The following is a 15,624-nucleotide window of genomic DNA, read 5'->3' on the forward strand; positions in this document are numbered from 1 at the left end:
CTGACCACTCGGGAGCACGTTCCACATGACCGGTCGGACGACGACGTCACGTTCGGAGCTGGCCCGACTGGGGTTCGCGGAGCTGTCGGAGAGCCTCGAGCGGGCTGCCGACCTGGAGGCCCGGTTCGGCCCCGACGTGCCGCTGCCGGTCGCCGGGTCTGCCGCGCTCTGGGGCGGCACCGCTGATCCGGACGGCGCCCTGCGGATGCTCGAGCGGCTGCTCGAGCGCGCGCCGGACGAGCTCCGCCCCGTCCTGACGGACGACGCGGCGACCGAGCGCCTGGTCCGCCTGCTCGGCGCCTCGATCGGTCTCGGGGAGTTCCTGCACCGACGTCCGGCGGAGCTCGCCCTGCTGCTCGAACCGGTCGGCGAACCGTGGTCGCAGGAGCGGTACACGGCGTCGCTGACCGAGGCCGTCGACGGCGCCACGGGTGAGGACGCCCGGATGCGCCTGCGCGTGCGCTACCGCCGGCACCTGGCCCAGATCGCCCTGTTCGACGTGCTGCACCCCGTGCCCACGGACGCGTTCCCGGCCGTGGCCGCCGGACTCGCCGACCTGGCGGGAGCCACCCTCGACGCCGCGGTCGACATCGCCCGGCGCGAGGTGCCGTTCCCCGCGGCCGACGTCGCGGCGACCCCGCTCGCCGTGATCGCGATGGGCAAGGCCGGTGCCCGCGAGCTCAACTACGTCAGCGACGTCGACGTCATCTTCGTCACCGAGCCCACCGACGACGTCCCCACCGACCGGGCAGTGCTCGTCTCCACCCGCATCGCGATCGCCGCCATGCACGCGATCACCGACCTCGCCGCCGAGCCCGCCCTGTGGGAGGTCGACGCGAACCTCCGGCCCGAGGGCAAGGACGGCGCACTCGTCCGCACCCTCGACTCGCACGTGGCGTACTACGAGCGCTGGGCGAAGGGGTGGGAGTTCCAGGCGCTGCTCAAGGCCCGACCGATCGCCGGATCCGCCGACCTCGGTGCCCGGTACGCCGAGGCCGTCGCGTCGTTCGTGTGGAACTCCTCCACCCGGCCGGGGTTCGTCGAGTCGGTGCAGCGAATGCGCGAGCGGGTGACCGAGCACATCCCTGACGCCGACGTCGACCGGCAGCTCAAGCTCGGCCCCGGCGGCCTGCGGGACGTCGAGTTCACCGTGCAGCTCCTGCAGCTCGTGCACGGCCGCGACGACCCCTCGGTGCGGGTGCGGTCGACGCTCGAAGCGATGGACGCCCTGACCGACGCCGGGTACGTCGGCCGTGCCGAGGCCGCTCGGTTCGGGCCGGACTACGCCCTGCTCCGGGTGCTCGAGCACCGCATCCAGCTCCGGCGCCTGCAGCGGACGCACCTGATGCCCGCCGACGAAGAGGAACTGCGGGTGCTCGCCCGGTCGAGCGGTGTCGCCGCGTCGGCCCCGGCGCTCGAGGCCCGCTGGCGTGCCGTGAAGCTCGAGGTCCGCGGGCTGCACGAGCGCCTGTTCTACCGGCCGCTGCTGTCCGCCGTGGCCTCGACCGAGGACGAGATCGTCCTGACCAACGACCAGGTCGTCGACCGGCTCGCCGGCGTCGGGTTCGTCGACCCCGCCGGAGCCGTCGGACACATCCGCGCCCTGACGCAGGGCACGAGCCGGCGTGCGGCGATCCAGCGGAACCTGCTCCCCGTGCTCCTGCGCTGGATGGCCGAGGGGCCGGCACCGGACCGTGCGCTGCTGGCCTTCCGGCGGCTGAGCGACGGCCTGGGGGAGTCGAGCTGGTTCCTCCGCATGCTGCGCGACTCGTCCGGTGCCGCGCACTCGCTCACCACGGTGCTGTCCGAGTCGGCGTTCCTGTCCGGGCTGCTCGAGCGGTTCCCCGAGGCGGTCGCCTGGCTCGACGAACCCGAGGCCCTGCTGCGTCCGCGGCCCATCGACGCCCTGCTCGCCGAGATGACCGCGACCACCGCGCGGCACGGCAACGACGTCGACGGCTCCGCGGCCCTGCTCCGGTCGGCCCGACGTCGGGAGACCCTGCGGCTCGGCATGGCCGCGGTGCTCGGCTCGCTCGACGTCGACGGCCTCGGCCCGGCCCTGAGCGACGTCACCGAGGCCACCCTTGCCGGAGCCCTCGCGCTCGCCCGCCGTGACGCCCCCGAGGGCTTCGAGTTCGGGATCATCGCGATGGGCCGGTACGGCGGGCGGGAGCTCGGCTTCGGCTCGGACGCCGACGTGCTGTACGTCTACCGCGCACCCGACCTGGCTCCGGAGGTCGCGTCCCGCACCGCCCAGACCATCGTGCGCGAGCTCAACCGGCTCACCGAGGACACGATCCACCCGCTCGACCTCGACATCGACCTGCGCCCCGAGGGCAAGAACGGTCCCGTCGTGCGGACACTCGAGTCCTACGGCGCCTACTACGCCCGCTGGTCCCTCACGTGGGAGGCGCAGGCGCTCCTCCGCGCGCGCGGGGCCGTCGGCGACGCACAGCTCCTGCGCGACTTCGAGCACCTCGCCGACCGCACCCGGTACCCCGAGCGGATCGACGACCACCAGGTGCGTGAAGTCCGCCGCATCAAGGCCCGCGTGGAGTCGGAACGGCTGCCCCGCGGCGCCGACCCCGCCCGGCACCTCAAGCTCGGCCGGGGATCGCTCAGCGACGTCGAGTGGTTCGTGCAGCTCCTGCAGCTGCAGCACGCGCTCGAGATCCCGTCGCTCCGCACCACGTCGACGCTCGAGGCGCTCGACGCCGCGGTCGACGCCGGACTCGTCGGCGCCGAGGACGGCGAGCGGCTCGGGGCCGCCTGGCGCTTCGCATCGCGCACCCGGAGTGCCCTCGTGCTGTGGTCGGGGAAGACCACCGACGTCCTGCCCGTCGACCGCGTCCAGCTCGAGGGTGTCGCCCGCCTGATGGAGTACCCGCCGGGCTCCGCGAGCCGCCTCGAGGACGACTACCTCGGCGTCACGCGGCGCGCCCGACAGGTGTTCGAGCGCGAGTTCTACGGCGCCTGACCCGCCCGCGATGGGACGCTGCGTCGCCCGCGACGGGACGCTGCGTCGCCTGCGACACGCCCGGACGTCTCCGGACGGGCCTGACCTGAGCAGCCGTCGAAGGTTAATTCCCCGTGTCGCGCGACGTCCCCCGGCGGCGCCCCGTTCGTACCCCTGTTCGAAACGGAGCCCGGCTCGTTACCGCGCCGTGACCGAACTCTCACCGAACCGCCAGGGGACCATTTCCGGTGCCCCCCGACACGCCACGTGACCGCCTGCTGACCTGGGCTTTCCCCCTGACCCGACCCGAGCCTCCAGGCCGCACCTGTCGCCCATCGGGGCGACCCCTCGCCGCCGTGTGGTCCGCAGGAGTGCTGTCAGCACGACGGGGGACCGCTCCGACCGGCCGAGAGGGGGACCAGTGTGTACCCCGTAACGCGCCCGTAACGCCCCCGGACGGGGGCCGCGTTGCGCGCGCGTTCAGGTTCTGCATCAATGGCATCACCCGAACCGGCCCTGATTCCCCGATGAAGCGGAATCTCCACCTCGAACGTTGAAGCAGGGATCAGTGTTCACCTTCATTCTGCAGATCAGGCAGATGGTCGAAGGGCACCCCGAGTTCTACCTGTTCGCCGTGTACTCCGCGGTGATCTGGTTGCTCTGGTTGCTCAAGGTCGTCATCTCCGCCCGCTACCGCCCCTTCACCGGCACCTTCGTCGGTACCACCAGCGTCGTCGTCCCCGTCGTGGACGAACCGCTCGACCTGTTCCGCGACGTCATCGGCCGCATGGTCGAGCAGCGGCCCGGCGAGATCATCGTCGTCATCAACGGTGCTCGCAACGAGGCGCTCGAAGAGGTCTGCGACGAGTTCGCCCCGCTCGTCCGCTGGACCCACACGCCCATCCCGGGCAAGCGCAACGCCGTCAAGGTCGGCACCGAGATGTCCAACGGCGACATCACCGTGCTGGTCGACTCCGACACCGTCTGGACCCCCGGCGCGCTCGAGGAACTCCTCCGGCCGTTCGCCGACGAGTCCGTCGGTGGCGTCACGACCCGGCAGCGCATCCTCGAGCCGGAGCGCAGCTGGATCACCCGCTGGGCCGACTGGCTCGAGAACTCGCGGGCGCTCTACTCGATGCCGGCACAGAGTGTCCTCGGGCAGATCGGCTGCCTGCCCGGGCGCACCATCGCGTTCCGCCGGAGCATCCTCATGCGGGTGATGGACCGGTTCATGCACGAGAAGTTCATGGGTGTGTTCCTCGAGGTCTCCGACGACCGGACGCTGACGAACCTCACGCTCAAGGAGGGGTACCGGACCGTCTACCAGTACACGTCGCTGGTCTACACGGATGCCCCGCTGCAGGTGAAGAAGCTGTTCAAGCAGCAGCTCCGCTGGGCCCGCGGCTCGCAGTACAACACGCTGCGGATGCTGCCGTGGATGCTCGGCCACGCCCCGATCCTGGCGGCGTTCTTCATCACCGACATCATCCTGCCGTTCATGCTCTTCGGCGTGATCGCCGGCTGGATCTACCGCGCCTTCACCGGTCAGGGCGAGAACCTGTACCAGGGCATCCTGTCGCAGTACGGCTTCTCGACCGGCTTCGTCTACGTCGCGGCGCTCATGGTGATCTCGAGCGTGCTGAGCATGGCGATCCGCCAGATGCGGCACCTGTCGGAGAAGCCGAGCGACTTCTTCCGCCTGCCGATGTTCATCATCGTGTCGACGTTCTTCCTGATGCCGATCCGGCTCATCGGCTTCTTCCGCCTGGCGCACGCGTCCGGCTGGGGGACCCGAGCCGGCGCCTACGCCGGCGGTCCGATGCAGGAGGACCCGGCGGACGCCGTCCAGCCGCTGTCCTCCACGGCCCAGATCCCGGTCAGCCCGATCGACGCCGAACGTGCCCGGATGACCGGTGCGGACGCAGGATCGGCGGGTGCGGCGGGCTCGGGTTCGGGCTCGTCCGCTCCGCTCGACACCGTCGACCAGGTGGCCGTCGACCGCGCGTTCGACGAGCTCTTCGGCGCCGACGCGGCGACCAACTCCACCACCACCGTCCTCGCCACCCGCCGCGAGGCCGCAGCCGCGGTCGCGCAGCAGGAGGCCCAGCGAGCAGCCGCGCCGGCCCCCGCCCGAGCCCGCCGGTACAACCCGTACGCAGCGATCCCGTACGTGATCGGCATCGCGATCTTCGCCCTGGAGGCGTTCCTCATTGTCTGACATCATCCGTTCCTCGAGTGCTTGGTGGGCCCAGTCCAGCAAGCACGCCCGCCGGACGGCCATCGGCACGACGGCCATCGTGCTGGCGCTCGGCCTCATCACCTGGTCGGTGTGGATCTCGCCCACCGGCCCCGTCTCGACCGCCGTGCACCAGGCGCTCGGCGTCGAGGCGCCGAAGGCCAAGAAGGTGTCCGCCGCCGAGCTGCAGACGCAGCTCGACGCCGCCCAGGAGCGCATCTGGTCGCTCGAGGGCAAGCTCGACTCCCGCACGGCCCAGGCCGGGTCGCGCGGCGACCAGATCTCGGAACTCAAGGCGCAGATCGCGTCCCTGCAGTCCCAGCTCGGTGCCGCGAAGAGCTCGGGAGGCTCGTCCAACGTCAACGCCGCCGGCTCCGGCAGCGGTGGCTCGGGTTCCGGCGGGGCCGGTGCCGGTTCCGCCGGCGGGTCCGGTTCAGGTTCGTCGGACAACGGGTCGGGCAGCGGTTCGGGTTCGGGCAACGGCGGTGGGTCGAAGCCGAACCCCGGCCCCTCGACCGACCCGGGTGCCACCCCGGTCGTCACGCCGACGAAGGCCGAGATCCTCGGCCAGCAGTCGCGCTGGTACGGCCTGTACACCGCGCAGTCCCCGTTCAACTGGGCCGAGTACGACGAGGTCTCCCGTCAGGTCGGCACCGCGTCGAACATGACCGGCTTCTTCCAGGGCTTCGACCAGGAGTTCAACGCCAGCGCGGTGCAGCGCTCCTGGGCCAACGGCCGCGTCCCCCTCATGACGTGGGAGACCGTGCCGGCGCAGACCGGCAACGACCAGAAGTACGTCCCCGGGTACACCAACGACGACATCTCCGGTGGGTCGTTCGACGCCTACCTGACGAAGTACGCCAAGGCGCTTGCGGCCAACGGGCAGCCGATGGTCATCCGTCTCGACCACGAGATGAACGGCTCCTGGTACAACTGGTCCGAGGGTGACGCCCAGAAGAACCCCGTCGGCTCCTACAAGAAGATGTGGAAGCACGTGCACGACGTCTTCCAGGCGAACGGCGCGAACAAGTACGTCATCTGGGACTGGTCCCCGAGCCGCATCGACAAGCTCGGCAACACGAAGTACCAGACGCTCGAGTACATGCAGCAGTACTACCCGGGTGCGGAGTACGTGGACTGGGTCGGCATGAGCGGCTACTACCGTGACGCCACCGAGCAGCCGACGTTCGCCACGACCTTCGGAGCGACGCTCGCGCAGCTCCGGCAGATCGCGCCGGGCAAGGGCATCATGCTCAACGAGATCGGTGCGACCGAGACCGGCACGAGTGTCGCGAACCCGCAGAAGACGCAGTGGATCAACTCGCTCTTCGATGCGCTGGCGGACCCCGCCAACAAGGACATCGTCGGCTTCGCGTACTTCAGCGAGACCGCGACCACCATCATCGACGGCAAGCGCACCACGAACGACTGGCGTCTCAACTCCCGCGCCGATTCCCTCAAGGCCTTCGCCGAGGGCATCAAGCGCAACGACATCGACTACGACCTGCAGGAGGTCACGCAATGAGCGAGTCCAAGAAGTCGACCGCATCGGCCGACACCCGTCCCGCACCCGTCATCAGCGTCATCGGCACCGGCTACCTCGGCGCCACCCACGCGGCCGCCATGGCCGAGATGGGCTTCGAGACCATCGGTGTCGACATCGACCCGTCGAAGCTCGCGGCGCTGTCCGCCGGTGAGGTCCCGTTCTTCGAGCCCGGGCTGCCCGAGCTCATCACGAAGCACGTCGCCAGCGGCAAGCTCCGCTTCACCTCCGACATCGCCTCGGCCGTGGCCGCTGCGGACGTCCACTTCGTCTGCGTCGGCACCCCGCAGAAGGCCGGATCGCACGCCGCGAACCTCGCCTACGTGGAGAGCGCCACCCGTGGTGTCGCCGAGAACCTCACCCACCCGGGCCTCATCGTCGGCAAGTCGACGGTCCCGGTGGGCACGGCATCGCGACTCCGCGGCATCGTCCGCGAGTTCACCCCCGCCGGCATCGACGCGGAGCTCATCTGGAACCCCGAGTTCCTGCGTGAGGGCAAGGCCGTCGAGGACACGCTGCACCCGGACCGTCTGGTCTGGGGCGGAGCCTCCGAGGCCGCCGACGCCGTGATCCGCGAGGTCTACGCCGCACCGATCAGCGAGGGCACGCCGGTCATCACCACCGACCTCGCGACCGCGGAGCTCGTCAAGGTGAGCGCCAACGCGTTCCTCGCCACGAAGATCTCGTTCATCAACGCGATCTCCGAGATGTGCGCGATCACCGGTGCCGACGTCTCCACGCTCGCCGACGCCCTCGGCCACGACGCCCGCATCGGCCGGAAGTTCCTGAACGCCGGACTCGGCTTCGGCGGAGGCTGCCTGCCGAAGGACATCCGGGCGCTCATGTACCGCGCGAACGAGATCGGCGCGGGCCAGGTCGTCGGCCTCATGCAGCAGGTCGACGAGATCAACATGGGGCAGCGCCAGCGGGTCATCGACATGGCGATCGACTCGGCCGGGGGATCGGTGCTCAACCGCCGCGTGGCCGTCATCGGTGCCGCGTTCAAGCCGCTGACCGACGACGTCCGGGACTCCCCGGCGCTCAACGTCGCCGCTGCGCTGCACCTCCGCGGCGCACAGGTGACGCTCTGGGACCCCGAGGCGATGGAGCCCGCGAAGCGCTCGTTCCCGACGCTGAGCTACGCCGCCTCGATGACGGACGCGATCGAGGGCGCCGACGTCGTCCTCGTGCTCACCGAGTGGGACGACATCATCACCGCCGACCCGGTCGCCCTCGGTGACCTCGTCGGGCGCCGCGTCGTCATCGACGCGCGCAACTGCCTCCCGGTCTCCGACTGGGTGAAAGCGGGGTGGACCGTCCGTTCCCTGGGACGTCCCACGCCGGTCACGGGTGCACCCGTGAGCGTCGCAGCGGGGACGAACGACGCGTTGGCCACGAGCCGCTAGTCACCGTTCGCGAGACGGGGTCCGTGCCGGGCGGCGCGGGCCCCGTTCCCGTGTGCCCGGGGCCGTACGGAGTCGAACCGGGCGTGCCTGGTCGAATCGGGCGTACCTGGTCGAACCGGGCGTACCTGGTGGAAAGTTCTGACCAGGTACGCCCGATTCCGCTTTCCAGTCCAGCTGCGATGGGAAGGAACGTGCGTCGCGACCGCCTGGAGCCCCGGCACCCGCCCGGCGGACAGGCACCGGGCCTCCAGGCTGTCGCGTCCGCACCCCGCGCTGACGGTGGCCGCGTCCTCTCGCGCTGGGCGACATCTCACGGGCGGCGCAGCCCGTGAGGTGTCGCCCAGCCCGAAACGTTGCCGGTACGACGAAGGGCCCCGCACCTGACGGTGCGGGGCCCTTCGTGTGGTGTCAGCGGAACTCAGACGCCGAAGTACAGCTCGTACTCGAACGGGTGCGGGCGCTGGGCCAGCGGGAGGATCTCGTTCTCGCGCTTGTAGTCGATCCAGGTCTGGATGAGGTCCTCGGTGAAGACGTTGCCCTTCGTGAGGAACTCGTGGTCCGCCTCGAGCGCGTCGAGCGCCTCGTCGAGGGAGCCGGGGACCTGGGGGATGCCCTTCGCCTCCTCCGGCGGGAGCTCGTAGAGGTCCTTGTCGACCGGCTCGTGCGGCTCGATGCGGTTCTGGATGCCGTCGAGGCCCGCCATCAGCTGCGCGGCGAAGGCCAGGTACGGGTTGCCGGAGGCGTCGGGCGCGCGGAACTCGATGCGCTTGGCCTTCGGGTTGGTGCCCGTGATCGGGATGCGGATCGCCGCCGAGCGGTTGCCGGCCGAGTAGACCAGGTTGACCGGGGCCTCGAAGCCCTTGACCAGACGGTGGTACGAGTTGATCGACGGGTTGGTGAAGGCGAGCAGCGCCGAGGCGTGCTTCAGGATGCCGCCGATGTACCAGCGGGCGAGGTCCGACAGCCCGCCGTAGCCGTTCTCGTCGTAGAAGAGCGGCTTGCCGTCCGACCAGAGCGACTGGTGGGTGTGCATGCCCGAGCCGTTGTCGCCGAAGAGCGGCTTCGGCATGAACGTGGCGACCTTGCCCCACTGGTCAGCGGTGTTCTTGACGATGTACTTGAACTTCAGGATGTCGTCCGCGGCGTGGACCATCGTGTCGAACTTGTAGTTGATCTCCTGCTGGCCGCCCGTGCCCACCTCGTGGTGCGAACGCTCGAGCTCGAAGCCGGCGTCGATCAGCTTGAGGGTGATGTCGTCGCGCAGGTCAGCGGTCTTGTCGACCGGCGACACGGGGAAGTAGCCGCCCTTGTACGGGGTCTTGTTGGCGAGGTTGCCGCCCTCTTCGTCGCGACCGGTGTTCCAGGCGCCCTCTTCGGAGTCGACCGCGTAGAAGGACTCGTTCTGCGTGACCGAGTAGCGGACGTCGTCGAAGATGTAGAACTCGGCCTCGGGGGCGAAGAACGCGGTGTCCGCGATGCCCGTCGACGCGAGGTACTTCTCGGCCTTCTTCGCCACCTGGCGCGGGTCACGGCCGTAGATCTCGCCGTTCCGCGGGTTGTAGATGTCGAAGATCATGATGAGCGTGCGCTCGGCGCGGAACTGGTCGACGTACGCCGTGGTGACATCGGGGATCAGCTGCATGTCGGACTCGTGGATCGACGCGAACCCACGGATCGAGGAGCCGTCGAACAGCTGGCCGACCGAGAAGAAGTCCTCGTCGACGGTGGATGCCGGGATGTTGAAGTGCTGCTGCACACCGGGCAGGTCCGTGAAGCGGATGTCGAGGAACTTGACGTCGGTGTCCTTGATGAAGGCCAGGACCTCGGAGGAATCGCTGAACATGGGGCCGATCTCCAATGGGTTGGGTGATGTCGGAGGCACCGGTCAAGGCACCTCCGACGAGGCTATTGACACGGGGTTTCCCGGACATGACTGGTTTGTTTCGGGCGTGTTACGCCCGGGCCGTCGCCTACGCTGGGGACCATGGCCCGCAGCACTCCCAGTCCGTCCGCGCCCTCCGAGCACCCGGACGGGTGGCCGGGCAAGGACCTCGGTCTGCCGGAGTCCGGACCCCGGAGTGTCGGGCGCATCGGCCGGCGGGTCGTGGCGCTGCTGATCGACGGCGCGCTGGCCGACCTGGTCGCCTACGTCACCGGTGTGTGGTCGCCGGTGAACGGTTCGGGCGACATCGCGCACTCCTGGGTGCAGATCGCCATCTTCGCCGTGCTGCAGATCGTGTTCATCTGCCTGCTGTCCGGGTCGTTCGGACACATCTGCGTCGGACTGCGGGTCGTCCCGATGCGCGGCGGCTACGTGGGGGTGTGGCGGCCGATCCTCCGGACGGTGCTGCTCTGCCTGGTGGTCCCGGCGCTCATCATCGACCGCGACAGCCGGGGTGCGCACGACCGCATCGCCGGGACGGTGCTCGTCCGGCGCTGAGCCGGGCTGTGTGGTGCGAGGTTCCGTAATCGGTGCCCGCCTGCGCTTCCCGCACCGTGTACGGAACCTCGCACCGTGCAAGACCGGCTTCGAGCGAGGCACACACCCCGCACGCACGAGAACGCCCCCGACCATCTGGTCGGGGGCGTTCTCGTGTGTGGGGGTTCGGTCAGCGCGGCCGTCCGGCGCGGGCCCGCATCGGGTCCATGCCCTTCGGGATCGAGGCCGCGGGGCTCTGCGTCAGCGAGTCGAGACGGTTCGCGACCGCCAGGACCTCGTTGCGGTTGAGCGACTTCTTGAGCTTGTTCATGGCACGGGGCAGCTTGTGCAGCGTCAGGCTCTCACCGGTGCCGTCACCCACGTGCAGCACGTGCACGGCGACGTTCGGGACGATGCGCTGGACCTTGCGGCGCTCCTCGTCGACCTGGCGGTTGAGGTTGCCACGCTGGCCCTCGGTGATCAGGACGACACCGGGGCGACCCACGGCGCGGTAGACCGCTGCCTGCGAGCGACCGTGCACCGCGACCGGCATCTCGCTCGAGCGCCACTGGCGACGGAGCGAGTTCGACAGCACGGCACCGACGGCGCCGGGCTGGCCTTCGATCTGCGAGTACGCGGCGCGTTCTGCAAGACGACCGAGCACGATGAGGAAGAGCAGCACACCGAGCAGCACACCGGCGACGATCCAGAGGACGATCGCGAGCCAGTTCTGCCCCGGCAGGAGCAGCGCCAGCAGGACACCGAGGACGACCGGACCGACGAAGGCGAGGGCGAACCACCAGACCGACGACGGGTCGGCCTTTCGGGTCATCTGGAAGACCTGGAACATCTGCTTGAGACGCCCCGGCTCCTTCGCCTTCTTGTCTGTGGAAGAGCTGCGTGCCATGCGAACAGGATACGGCCTCCGTGCGCCGGGGGAGACCGTCACGTGTCCGGCTGTGCGCGAACACGTCTTGTCCACAGGTGGTGCGGGAGAGCCTGGAGGCCCACCGCGCCGCCGCCACGCTGGTCACCATGGAGACGAGCACCGACCACCACCCGGACCGCTGGATCGTGACCGGCAACGAGCACGACGAGCACGACGAGCACGACGAGCGCGACGTGCTCACGTGGGTCGCCGACCGCTCCGCGGCCGCCCAGCGCCACCTCGTCCCGGTGGCCGCGGTCGGTCGGACCCCGACGGGGCGCCTCGTGGTCGACCTCGACCGGCCCACGGGCACGCCGCTCGTGCCGGCGCTCGACCGGCTCGGCACCCCGACCACCGGCGTCGCGGTGACCCTGACGGTCCCGCTCCTGGAGCTCCTGGTGGCGGTGCACGACGGCGCGGTCCTGCTCGGTGCCGCCGGCATCGACGACGTGCTGGTGGACGACTCCGGAGCCGTCGTCCTCTGCGACCGCCCGGCGAACGCGACGAACCCGACGAACCCAACCAACGCCACGAACCCGACCAACCGAACCAACCACACCAACGCGACGACCCCGACGCGCACCGCGCACCCCACCGATGCGACCCGGACCCTCGTGCTCGCAGCCCGGAGCGTGTGGGACCGCGTCGACCCGGCCGACCCCGCCCAGGCCCCGGTGCTCGGGGCACTGCAGGACGCCCTCGACGGGGACGGGCCGAGCGCACGAGCAGCACTCGACATCGTCCGTGCCACCGCCGCGCCCCGCCCGTTCCGGTGGACCCCCGTGCCGAGCGACCTCGTGTTCGCCGAACCGCCGACACCGAACGGGCAGGACGCACTGCTCGATCGCCTGCGGGACGTGGTCGAGCACGGTGTCCCACTCGGAGCCGGACGACGACTCCCGCTCCGCCGTGTCCTCGTGGGGCTCGTCGTCACCGTCGGGTCGGTGGTCGCCGCCCTGACCCTGCTCGGCGGCGGGTGACGCCGAACCCGCCGCGGAACGGGAACGGCCCCGGCTCCCACGAGGGGAACCGGGGCCGTCGGCCGTGCTGCTGGTGATCAGTACCCGAGGTTCGGGGCGAAGTTGCCCTCTTCGAGACGGTTCTTCACCGCGACGAGGTACCGCGAGGCGTCCGCACCGTCGATGATCCGGTGGTCGTACGACAGCGCCAGGTAGACGAACGAGCGGATGGCGATGGCCTCCTGGCCGTCGACCTTCACGACCGCCGGGCGCTTCGTGACGATGCCGGTGCCGAGGATCGCCGACTGCGGCAGGAACACCACGGGGGTGTCGAACAGCGCGCCACGCGAACCGGTGTTGGTCAGCGTGAACGTGCCGCCGGCCAGCTCGTCGGGCTTCAGCTGGTTGTTCCGGGTGCGCTCGGCGAGGTCCGCGATGGACTTCGAGAACTGCGCCAGGTCCAGCGAGGCCGCGTCCTTGATGACCGGGGTCAGCAGGCCACGCTCGGTGTCCACCGCGATCGAGACGTTCTCGGTCTCCGGGTAGACGATCTCGTCACCCTCGACCGTGGAGTTGATCTTCGGGTGGGCCTTCAGCGCCTCGGACGCCGCGAGGGCGAAGAACGGCATGAAGGAGAGCTTCGAGCCGGTCTTCTCGAGGAACTCCGCCTTGTGGGCGTCGCGGAACTGCGCCACCTTCGTGACGTCGACCTCGACGACGCTCGTGAGCTGTGCGGTCGAGGTCATCGACTGCACGGCACGCTCGGCGACGACCTTGCGCAGGCGGGTCATCTTCTCGCGGGTTCCGCGCAGCGGCGAGACCTCGGCGACGAACGGGCCGGAAGCGGCGGCGGGTGCTGCTGCAGCCGAGGCGGCCGGGGCCTTCGCGGCGGCGGCGAGGACGTCCTCCTTGCGGATGCGCCCCCCGACACCGGAACCCGTGACCGTGGACAGGTCGACACCCTGCTCGTTGGCGAGCTTGCGCACCAGCGGGGTGACGTAGCCGGAGGCTGCGCCGTCCTGCGTGGGGTTCGGCACCGCGGCGGCGGCTGTGGCGCTCGGCGCGGACGCCGGAGCCGGTGCGGCAGCAGGAGCGGCCTGGGCCGGCACGGCTGCCGGCGGTGCGGCTGCGGGCGGCGGGACCGGCGCGGCGGCCGGGACCGGCGCGGCCGCGGGCGGGGCGGACGGTGCCTGCGGGGCGGCGGGCTGCGTCTGACCGGCGGGGGCGGGCTCGGGCTCGGTGGGCTCGGGGGCGGGGGTCTCGGCCTCCTGCTCCGTGCTGGGAGCGGCCTCGGGCTCCTCGGCGTCGGCAGCGGCGGCGTTCGCGTCGTCGGCGCCGGAGTCGGACGAGTCCGAACCGCCGTCGGACGAGCCGGAGCCGTCACCGATCTTCACCAGGGCGGTGCCGACCTCGACGGTCTCGTCCTCTTGCACCAGGATCTCCTCGACCACGCCGGCGATCGGCGACGGGATCTCGGTGTCGACCTTGTCGGTCGAGACCTCGAGCAGCGGCTCGTCGACCTCGACCCGGTCACCGACGTTCTTCAGCCATCGGGTCACCGTGCCCTCGGTGACGCTCTCGCCGAGCGCCGGGAGGTTGACGGATTCGCTCATCGGGTGGACTCCTCTTCGCGGGGGATTGCAGTGGTTGTTGGTGTCATTGTCACAGTGCGCGGACCGGTGCCGGTCACAGCGCGTGCAGCGGCTTGCCCGCGAGGTGCAGGAACGCCTCGCCGAGGGCTTCGTTCTGGGTCGGGTGACCGTGCACCAGGGGAGCGATGTCCTCCGGGTAGGCCTCCCAGTTCACGGCGAGCTGTGCTTCGCCGATGAGCTCGCCGACGCGGGCACCGATCATGCTGACCCCGACGACGGGGCCGTCCACGACGCGCACGACCTTGACGGAGCCGGAGGTCCCGATGATGTGGCTCTTGCCGTTGCCGGCCAGGTTGTACTCGTACGAGTCGACCTTGTCGGCGCCGTACTGCTCTTCGGCCTTGGCCTGCGAGAGCCCGACCGACGCGACCTCGGGGTCGGAGTAGGTGATCTTCGGGATGTTCTTGTCCTCGATGACCACCGGGTTGAGGCCGGCGATCTCCTCGGCGACGAAGATGCCCTGCTGGAAGCCGCGGTGCGCGAGCTGCAGACCGGGGACGATGTCGCCGACGGCGTAGACGTTCGGGATGTTCGTGGCGAGACGCTCGTTCGTGGTGACGAACCCGCGGTCCATCGCCACGCCGACCTCGTCGTAGCCGACGTTCTGCGTGACGGGGCCACGGCCGACGGCGACGAGCAGGACGTCACCGTCGAAGGTCTTGCCGTCCTCCAGCGTGACGACGACGCCGTTCTCGTGCTGCTCGACGCCCTGGAACCGGACACCGAGCGAGAACTCGATGCCGCGCTTGCGGAACGCACGCTCGAGCTGCTTCGACATCGACTCGTCCTCGGCGGGGACCAGGTGCGGCAGCCCTTCGACGATGGTGACCTCGGCGCCGAAGGACTTCCAGACGCTGGCGAACTCGACGCCGATGACGCCGCCGCCCAGGATGACGACCTTGTTCGGGACGTAGTCCATGCGGAGCGCGGTCTCGGAGGTGATCACGCGACCGCCGATCTCGAGCCCTGGAAGGGACTTCGAGTAGGAGCCGGTCGCGAGCACGATGTTCTTGCCGGTGACGGTCTGGTCGCCGACCTGCACGGTGTTCTGCGAGGTCAGACGACCCCAGCCCTCGACCACGGTGATGCCGCGAGCCTTGACCAGGCCCTGCAGGCCCTTGTACTTGGAGTTGATGACGCCCTGCTGGTAGTCGATCACCTTGGGCACGTCGACGCCGGCGAACTCCGCGATCACGCCGTACTTCTCGGCGTCACGCGTGCCGTCGGCGATCTCGGCGGCGTGCAGCAGCGCCTTGGTCGGGATGCAGCCGCGGTGCAGGCACGTCCCTCCGAGCTTGTCGCCCTCGATGAGCGCGACGCTCATGCCGAGTTCGGCGGCCCGGAGCGCAGCGGCGTACCCACCACTCCCGCCACCGAGGACAACGACGTCGTAAGTCTGTTCCGTCACCTGGTGCAACTCCCTCGTGCGTGTCGGGCCGATCGGGCCCTACGTGGACACCGCGGAGGGCGGCGTCCGACGGTCGGACCGCGTGGTTCCGGTCCCGTCCCGTGCAGTACCGGTGGG

Annotated in this window: 10 protein-coding genes; 6 read left to right on the forward strand and 4 right to left on the reverse strand. The window is 70.1% G+C overall.

Going from position 1 to position 15,624, the window contains the following annotated elements; translation table 11 throughout:
- The first annotated feature begins 25 nt into the window (after positions 1-25).
- The 4 genes from FFG40_RS11155 to FFG40_RS11170 all read left to right on the forward strand — a co-directional run bounded on the left by FFG40_RS11155 (position 26) and on the right by FFG40_RS11170 (position 8,141).
- Complete coding sequence (locus tag FFG40_RS11155; RefSeq protein ID WP_138803224.1) at positions 26-2,977, forward strand: bifunctional [glutamine synthetase] adenylyltransferase/[glutamine synthetase]-adenylyl-L-tyrosine phosphorylase; 2,952 nt, start codon at positions 26-28, stop codon at positions 2,975-2,977.
- A gap of 547 nt (positions 2,978-3,524) precedes the next feature.
- On the forward strand, positions 3,525-5,174 hold the full coding sequence (locus FFG40_RS11160; protein WP_138803225.1) for a glycosyltransferase family 2 protein: 1,650 nt from the start codon (positions 3,525-3,527) through the stop codon (positions 5,172-5,174).
- Positions 5,167-6,717 carry a glycosyl hydrolase gene (locus FFG40_RS11165; protein ID WP_138803226.1) on the forward strand — a complete coding sequence of 517 codons (1,551 nt, stop codon included), beginning with the start codon at positions 5,167-5,169 and terminating at the stop codon, positions 6,715-6,717. Before FFG40_RS11160 ends, FFG40_RS11165 begins: the two co-directional genes overlap by 8 nt.
- Positions 6,714-8,141 (forward strand): UDP-glucose/GDP-mannose dehydrogenase family protein, encoded by a 1,428-nt coding sequence (locus FFG40_RS11170; RefSeq protein ID WP_051596711.1) that lies wholly within the window; start codon positions 6,714-6,716, stop codon positions 8,139-8,141. The genes FFG40_RS11165 and FFG40_RS11170 overlap by 4 nt, the downstream gene beginning before the upstream one ends.
- Positions 8,142-8,559: 418 nt before the next feature.
- On the opposite strand, the gene glnA is transcribed toward FFG40_RS11170, so the two are convergent.
- Entirely contained in the window at positions 8,560-9,984 is a 1,425-nt protein-coding gene (glnA, locus tag FFG40_RS11175; protein ID WP_027465453.1) for a type I glutamate--ammonia ligase, read from the reverse strand.
- 141 nt (positions 9,985-10,125) lie between these two features.
- Here glnA and FFG40_RS11180 point away from each other — a divergent pair, with 141 nt between their 5' ends.
- Entirely contained in the window at positions 10,126-10,581 is a 456-nt protein-coding gene (locus FFG40_RS11180; RefSeq protein WP_071244549.1) for an RDD family protein, read from the forward strand.
- 169 nt (positions 10,582-10,750) lie between these two features.
- Here FFG40_RS11180 and FFG40_RS11185 read toward each other — a convergent pair whose 3' ends face one another.
- Entirely contained in the window at positions 10,751-11,467 is a 717-nt protein-coding gene (locus FFG40_RS11185; RefSeq protein WP_027465455.1) for a DUF4191 domain-containing protein, read from the reverse strand.
- A gap of 128 nt (positions 11,468-11,595) precedes the next feature.
- Here FFG40_RS11185 and FFG40_RS11190 point away from each other — a divergent pair, with 128 nt between their 5' ends.
- Complete coding sequence (locus FFG40_RS11190) at positions 11,596-12,468, forward strand: hypothetical protein (protein WP_138803227.1); 873 nt, start codon at positions 11,596-11,598, stop codon at positions 12,466-12,468.
- Between the two features lie 77 nt (positions 12,469-12,545).
- On the opposite strand, the gene sucB is transcribed toward FFG40_RS11190, so the two are convergent.
- Entirely contained in the window at positions 12,546-14,060 is a 1,515-nt protein-coding gene (gene sucB, locus FFG40_RS11195) for a 2-oxoglutarate dehydrogenase, E2 component, dihydrolipoamide succinyltransferase (RefSeq protein WP_138803228.1), read from the reverse strand.
- A 73-nt stretch (positions 14,061-14,133) separates the two neighbouring features.
- The gene (lpdA, locus tag FFG40_RS11200; protein WP_138803229.1) at positions 14,134-15,507 is read right to left on the reverse strand and encodes a dihydrolipoyl dehydrogenase; all 1,374 of its coding nucleotides are present in this window, start codon (positions 15,505-15,507) and stop codon (positions 14,134-14,136) included.
- Positions 15,508-15,624: the final 117 nt, after the last annotated feature.

The organism is Curtobacterium sp. KBS0715 (assembly GCF_005938005.2).
GTDB classification, from domain to species: Bacteria; Actinomycetota; Actinomycetes; order Actinomycetales; family Microbacteriaceae; genus Curtobacterium; species Curtobacterium flaccumfaciens.

Excerpts from the sequence above, each read along its gene's own strand:
- FFG40_RS11180 (WP_071244549.1), top strand. The coding sequence starts at position 10,126 with ATGGCCCGCAGCACTCCCAGTCCGTCCGCGCCCTCCGAGCACCCGGAC.
- FFG40_RS11185 (WP_027465455.1), bottom strand. The coding sequence starts at position 11,467 with ATGGCACGCAGCTCTTCCACAGACAAGAAGGCGAAGGAGCCGGGGCGT.
- FFG40_RS11170 (WP_051596711.1), top strand. The coding sequence starts at position 6,714 with ATGAGCGAGTCCAAGAAGTCGACCGCATCGGCCGACACCCGTCCCGCA.
- FFG40_RS11190 (WP_138803227.1), top strand. The coding sequence starts at position 11,596 with ATGGAGACGAGCACCGACCACCACCCGGACCGCTGGATCGTGACCGGC.
- sucB (WP_138803228.1), bottom strand. The coding sequence starts at position 14,060 with ATGAGCGAATCCGTCAACCTCCCGGCGCTCGGCGAGAGCGTCACCGAG.
- glnA (WP_027465453.1), bottom strand. The coding sequence starts at position 9,984 with ATGTTCAGCGATTCCTCCGAGGTCCTGGCCTTCATCAAGGACACCGAC.
- FFG40_RS11155 (WP_138803224.1), top strand. The coding sequence starts at position 26 with ATGACCGGTCGGACGACGACGTCACGTTCGGAGCTGGCCCGACTGGGG.